Raw genomic sequence first — 929 nt, forward strand, 5'->3', positions numbered from 1 at the left:
TGTCGCTTCCTCTGTTGTCAGTATGTGCTCTGGCAATAATAACCATGTTTTCGTTATTTTTCATCACCTGCACTAACTTATCCAATTCAAAAGCACCTTCTTGAGTGATGTTGCTTTTGTTGAATTCAAAGAAGATTGGTTTTAGAATCACTTCTGTTTCCGTTACAATCACATCTATCGGACTCAAGGAAGCACTAATGTTTTGAACGCCTCCTTTGCTTGCAGCAACCGGGAAGGTATTGCTTTCATAACCGTCTTTAGCAGCTTGAATAGCATAGGCTTTGTTACATTCTACAAAATAGCTTACTTGACCGTTTGCAGCAGTTGTTTCCGTAGCAATNNATTACTTCTACACCACAAACCGGAGTCGCCAAATAGATGTTGTCTACACCCGAGCGGTTAGTTGATAAAAATCCAACATTTTTTTCAGTGTTTAAAGAAAAAGCAAAATCATCTTTTTCGCTATTAACGGGTTTTCCCATATTGGTAGCTTCGCCTTTGGCCATATCATATACAAACACGTCCAATCCACCAAAACCTTGTCTTCCGTTAGAAGCAAAATAAAGCATTTTGTTGTCTTCTGAGATAAATGGGAAGTTCTCATCCCCTTCAGTGTTTACACTAGCACCTAAGTTCTGAGGTTCTCCAAAACTACCATCAGCATTAACGGTTACTTTCCAAATATCTGAACCGCCGATACTTCCGGGCATATCAGAAGCGAAGTATAAGGTTTTACCATCTTTACTAAGGGATGGATTTCCGGTTGAATAACTGTTGCTGTTAAAAGGAAGTGAGGTGATATTGCCCCATTTCTCTCCTGTTTTAGTAGCTTTAAACAAGTTTACTTGGCCAAATTTAGCATTGACATTTTTACTTTTGTCTTTAACAAAGCCATTTTCTACAAAACTCTCACTCGAGAAATAAATCGT

1 protein-coding gene is annotated in these 929 nt (G+C 38.4%); it reads right to left on the reverse strand.

The genetic code is table 11. The features are described from left to right. A partial coding sequence (locus tag B3L86_RS03540; protein ID WP_414655120.1) for an OmpA family protein occupies positions 1-187 on the reverse strand: 187 nt, incomplete at its 3' end. Positions 188-929: the final 742 nt, after the last annotated feature.

It is taken from the genome of Flavobacterium sp. UBA6135, from assembly GCF_002428305.1.
Taxonomy (GTDB): domain Bacteria; phylum Bacteroidota; class Bacteroidia; order Flavobacteriales; family Flavobacteriaceae; genus Flavobacterium.